At 36.0% G+C, this 4,944-nt stretch carries 4 protein-coding genes; all 4 read left to right on the forward strand.

Annotation, left to right across the window (positions count from 1 at the left end; translation table 11 throughout):
• A partial coding sequence (locus tag E1171_RS23715) for a hypothetical protein (RefSeq protein ID WP_222931432.1) occupies positions 1 to 213 on the forward strand: 213 nt, incomplete at its 5' end.
• A gap of 157 nt (positions 214 to 370) precedes the next feature.
• On the forward strand, positions 371 to 2,008 hold the full coding sequence (locus tag E1171_RS07110; RefSeq protein WP_155205318.1) for a hypothetical protein: 1,638 nt from the start codon (positions 371 to 373) through the stop codon (positions 2,006 to 2,008).
• Positions 2,009 to 2,153: 145 nt separating this feature from the next.
• Positions 2,154 to 3,491, forward strand: a complete 1,338-nt coding sequence (locus E1171_RS07115) for a S41 family peptidase (protein ID WP_155205319.1) — start codon at positions 2,154 to 2,156, stop codon at positions 3,489 to 3,491.
• Between the two features lie 65 nt (positions 3,492 to 3,556).
• On the forward strand, positions 3,557 to 4,944 hold a 1,388-nt coding region (locus tag E1171_RS07120), incomplete at its 3' end, for a serine hydrolase domain-containing protein (protein ID WP_187696319.1).

Genomic DNA, 4,944 nt, shown 5'->3' on the forward strand with positions numbered 1-4,944 from the left:
GATTTAATAAGAGCCAGCCATGCCGATATTAATATTGAAGATATTAAATCCTTGCAGTCTTTAGGATATAAAGACCTGTCTTTGGATGATTTAATTAGAGCCGGACATGCAGGGGTGGACGCTGATTATATAAAATCATTGAAAGATGCTGGTTATGATGACCTTAGCCTTGATGAAGTAATAAGAGCAAAAAATGCAGGACTTAAATTTTAATTTCGAACAGGTTTTGAAATTAAACGCCTAGGTGCTAAAAGTAAAAAAAGGCCTAAACCTTTTGGCTTCAAGATGTTTTATCTAGCCCCTCTAATCTCAATTTAGATTTGGAAAGAAGTTACTAGAATTATTTACACTTCATTAAAAATTTATCAACATGAAAAACAACAGACAAAATGCCCTATCAGGCCTTGTGAAAATTGGCTTTTTAGTAGCAGCAATACCTATAATACTTCTTTTTTTTCAGGAGTCTTCCCTAGGAAATGCTACCTTGACAAGAAAAATGTTTGATACGGGCAACAATCCGATATTTAACCCATTGGAGGTTTCCGGGGATTCCCTCTCTAAAAATCTTACTAAAAAGGAATTAAAAAAGAAAAAACGATCAGGAACAGATGTTGATTTTATTCAATCTCTAAAAGAATTAGGGTATAAAAATTTGACTCTTGATGAATTAATTGATGCTCGCCATGCGGGCGTAAATGCTGACTATATAAAGTCATTACAGGCATTGGGTTTTGAGAACTTGCCTCTTGAGGAGGTAATCGATGCTCGTCATGCTAGAGTAAGTACTGAATATATAAAGTCTTTGCAAACCTTAGGCTATAGTAATTTGACATTGGAAGAAGTAATTGATGCCAGGCACGCAAGGGTAAATGAGGATTTCTTAAAATCCTTACAAGTTTTTGGATTTCAGGATTTGTCTCTGGAAAATATAATTGATGCAAGCCATGCCCGGGTAAATGGGAATTACATTAAATCCTTGAAATCTTTAGGGTTTAAAGAAGTGACCTTGGAGGAGGTGATTGATGCCAGTCATGCAAGGATTACTGCTGAATATATAAAATCCCTTCAAGCCTTAGGTTTTAGTGCGCTACCTCTGGAGGAAGTAATAGATGCGGGGCATGCCAGGGTAAATGTGGATTATATTAGATCCTTGCAATCCTTGGGATATAAAGATGTAACCCTGGAGGAGGTGATTGATGCCCGACATGCTAGAATTACTGCGAATTATATAAATTCCTTGCAGGGATTAGGTTTTAGTTCTCTTCCGTTGGAAGATGTGGTTGAGGCGGGGCACGCCAGGGTAAATGAGGAATATGTGAGTTCTTTGCAATCCTTAGGTTATGAAAATTTGACATTGGAGGAAGTGGTGGATGCCCGACATGCACGGGTGACATCCCACTTTATTAAATCTCTGCACCAATTAGGTTTTCGTGATCTTCCTATAAAGGAATTAATTGATGCTGGGCACGCTAAGGTAAATAGGGAGTATGTGAAATCTTTGCAGTCCATGGGTTATGAAGATTTGACATTGGAAGATGTGGTGGATGCCCGACATGCTCGGATTAATAAAACTTACATAAAATCTCTTGAAGCCTTAGGTTATAAAGATATTCCTTTTGAAGAAGTGATAGAGGCAGGCTTTGTAAGGGTAAATGGGGAATATATAAAGTCTCTACAGGCCATAGGGTACCAAGAAATTCCCTTCAAAAAAGTGATCCTTGCAAAACGAGCAGGAATTAAGGCTAGTTACATAAAGTCTTTGCGGTCCTCTGGACAAAGCCAACTTTCATTAGAGGAGATCATAAAAGTGAAATTTGACGAATACATCAAATCCCTAGAGGTTTTGGGTTATAATGATTTGCCTGTGGAGGATGTAGTGAATGGATGGCATGCCCGAGTTAAACCTGGTTTTATCAAATCTTTGCAGAATTTGGGTTATAAAAATCTTTCCATGAACCAAATGATAAGGTTGAAAAACTTTGGACGAATCTCCCATCTTAATAATTAAGGGAAAAGTAAGCGTGTCGGATTGAAAAGTATCCCTTTTTTATCCATTTGGTTTCCTTCAGAATAATCAAAAATAATTTGTAAATTATCACTAATAGGCTGAGCATCCCCAGAGGCTATTATCAGGTTGGACTAAAAACAATAAGATGATGAAATCGTTAACCTATCCCTTGATTGTACTGCTGTTTTCAGTGACAATTTCTCAGGCACAAAAAATTACTTCTCTTGAGAAAGAAAATAAATTTTGGAAGGTTTATCCAAAATATCAGTATTTGGAAGATTTGGAGGAGTTAGCCAAAACTTTAACCGAGACTCATCCTTTTCCATACGATTTCACATCAAAAAAAGAGTTCTGGCGGACCGTGGAGGATACCAAAAAGAAGATTACTGATTCTACTACATTTGGTGAGTTTATTTGGTATTGCAGTCAAATAATTTCGAATATTGGATGTAGTCATACACAATTTGGTTGGTTTAATCAAGAAAGTGAGATTTTACCCATTTCTAAAAGATTCCCAATAGAAGCAAGGTTCATAGAAAATAGGTTGTATGTATCCGATCCGTTAGTTAATGGGGGCAAACTGGCCCCTGGGGAAGAAATACTGTCGATTAACGGAAGAAAGGTTTCAGAGATTCAAGAGGAGATTTATAAACACATTGTCTCTCAGGCAAAAATTGAAACTTATAAAAGGATATTGCTAAATGCATATTTTACGGCCTATATTTCCTATGCTTTAGGATTTCCTGATTCTTTTCAGATCAGAATTAGAAATAATCCGGGTCCTATTCGGCTGACTTCTTTAAGCAGCTATCAATACAAACCTAGGATAAAACCTGAGGATGATTGTCAGGAGAATTTGTGTCTAAAAATTTTGGAAGAAAAGAAGACAGCAGTGATGAAAATTCGTTCCTTTATTTTTTATGGAGAAAAAATTAGTATTTTTAGGACCTTTATTGACGAAAGCTTTAAGGGGATCAATTCAAAAAATATCCAAAACCTAATTATCGATGTCAGAATGAACGGTGGAGGGGCATCACAAGCCAGTACTTATTTATTACAGCACATTTCATCCAAGCCGTTTATTTATTTCCCAAATGAATCAGCTGGTTACCAGAGTGGAAAAAAATATGGTCCATCTGAAATGAGATTCCAAGGTAACATTTATATTCTGCAAGATGGGGATGGTCATTCCTCTACAGGCCATTTTTTATCCCTTGTGAAACAAATGAGAATGGCCACCTTAATTGGGGAAGAAGCAGGTTCTAATTTCTTTTGTACGGATAATCGAAAGAGAGATTTGAAACTTACTCATACTGGAATATCTTATTCGGTTGCCAGAATGGCCTATTTTACCACCGCCCAGGATTTACCCAAGGACAAAGGAATACTTCCAGATCATTATGTGGTACAAGGTATTGAGGATTTTTTGAATAATCATGATACCGTGCTAGAGTATGCTTTCAATTTGATTGAGGGCAAATAGTTAAATGAAAAACATTTTAATTTTCAATATATTATTAAAACTGGAAATAAGAAATGAGAACACTGATGTCAAAATTTAGAGCATTTATAGTAGTCTTGTTGATGGCCGTCATTAGTTTTTCATGCGAGAAGCAAAAACCATTGTCAACACCCCATAAGAAGGAAATCGATAATTATATAAATCGGATCGTGAAACGACATGAAATCCCAGGACTTGCATTAGCTATAATTAAAGATGGGAAAGTCATTTATAAAAGCTTCTTAGGGAATGCGAATATTGAAAAGAATGAGGCAGTCACTGAGAATACATTATTTAGGCTTCATTCTCTATCTAAGATATTTGCTTCCACAGCAATTTTTCAATTAGTGGAAAATGGGAAATTGACCCTTGAAGATAAGGTTACCCAATATGTAGATGGTTTACCACATACCTGGAAACTTGTAAAAATTAAACATTTATTAACCCATTCATCCGGCTTGCCTGACATAAAATACTATAATGATTTGGGTGAAAAGGAAGCCAAGAATAAAGTATTTAAAGACGATATAAAATTTAAATTAGGAGAACAATTTGATTATAATCAAACCAATTATTGGTTGATTAACCGCATAATAAGGAAGGTGACGGGAGAGGACTTTGAAAATTATGTTTTAAATAATCAATTTAAACCTTCCATAAACACTGCTTTATTTTCAGATAAGAAGATAGGGGTTATTTTAAATGAGATTACAGAATACCGCCCCGATGGGGAGGGAGGCTTAATCATCGATAATAAATGGATGGTCCCTCCTTATATGTTTGGTGCTGGAGGGTTGACTATTACCTTGGACGAATTTATCAATTGGAATCAAAAATTAGATAAAGGATCTCTAGTAAGTGAGGAAATAAAAGCCAAAATGTGGGCTCCCTTTCTTTTTGAAAAGGAATTTCCTTTTGCACATGGTTGGGGATTGTACCCTGTTAATAATCGTTCCTCTTATGGTTTTACAGGAGGAGGAATTGTAGGTTACAGAAAATTTACTGAGGACGATCTTACCGTAATCTTGTTGACAAATGGATTTAAATTCCCATTTTCCAGAGATGCGGTAATTGACTACGTAGCCGGAATTGTAGACCAGGATCTTTTTAGTAATAAGAACCTGTTAAAGGAAACTTTGTATGACAGTTTTAATGGTAAGGCCAATAAAAAAGCTATAAATGACTTTTATTCCCACAAACAAAGTAACCCTGATGTGAATTTTGAAAGCGTCCTAAATTCCTTGGGGTATGAGTTTCTCAGAAGGGATCAGCATGAAACTGCTTTAGCTATTTTTAAACTAAATGTTGAAGAAAACCCGGACTCATGGAATGTTCATGATAGTTTGGGAGAGGGGTATGAGGTATCAGGAGATACTTTGAGTGCAATTCATCATTATAAAAAGTCGGTGGAACTCAATGGTGAAAATAGACATGG

This window comes from Xanthovirga aplysinae, assembly GCF_009711365.1.
Classification (GTDB): domain Bacteria; phylum Bacteroidota; class Bacteroidia; order Cytophagales; family Cyclobacteriaceae; genus Xanthovirga; species Xanthovirga aplysinae.

Bases quoted from the DNA above. Each gene is read 5' to 3' on its own strand.
- E1171_RS07115 (WP_155205319.1), top strand. From the start codon at position 2,154: ATGATGAAATCGTTAACCTATCCCTTGATTGTACTGCTGTTTTCAGTG.
- E1171_RS07110 (WP_155205318.1), top strand. From the start codon at position 371: ATGAAAAACAACAGACAAAATGCCCTATCAGGCCTTGTGAAAATTGGC.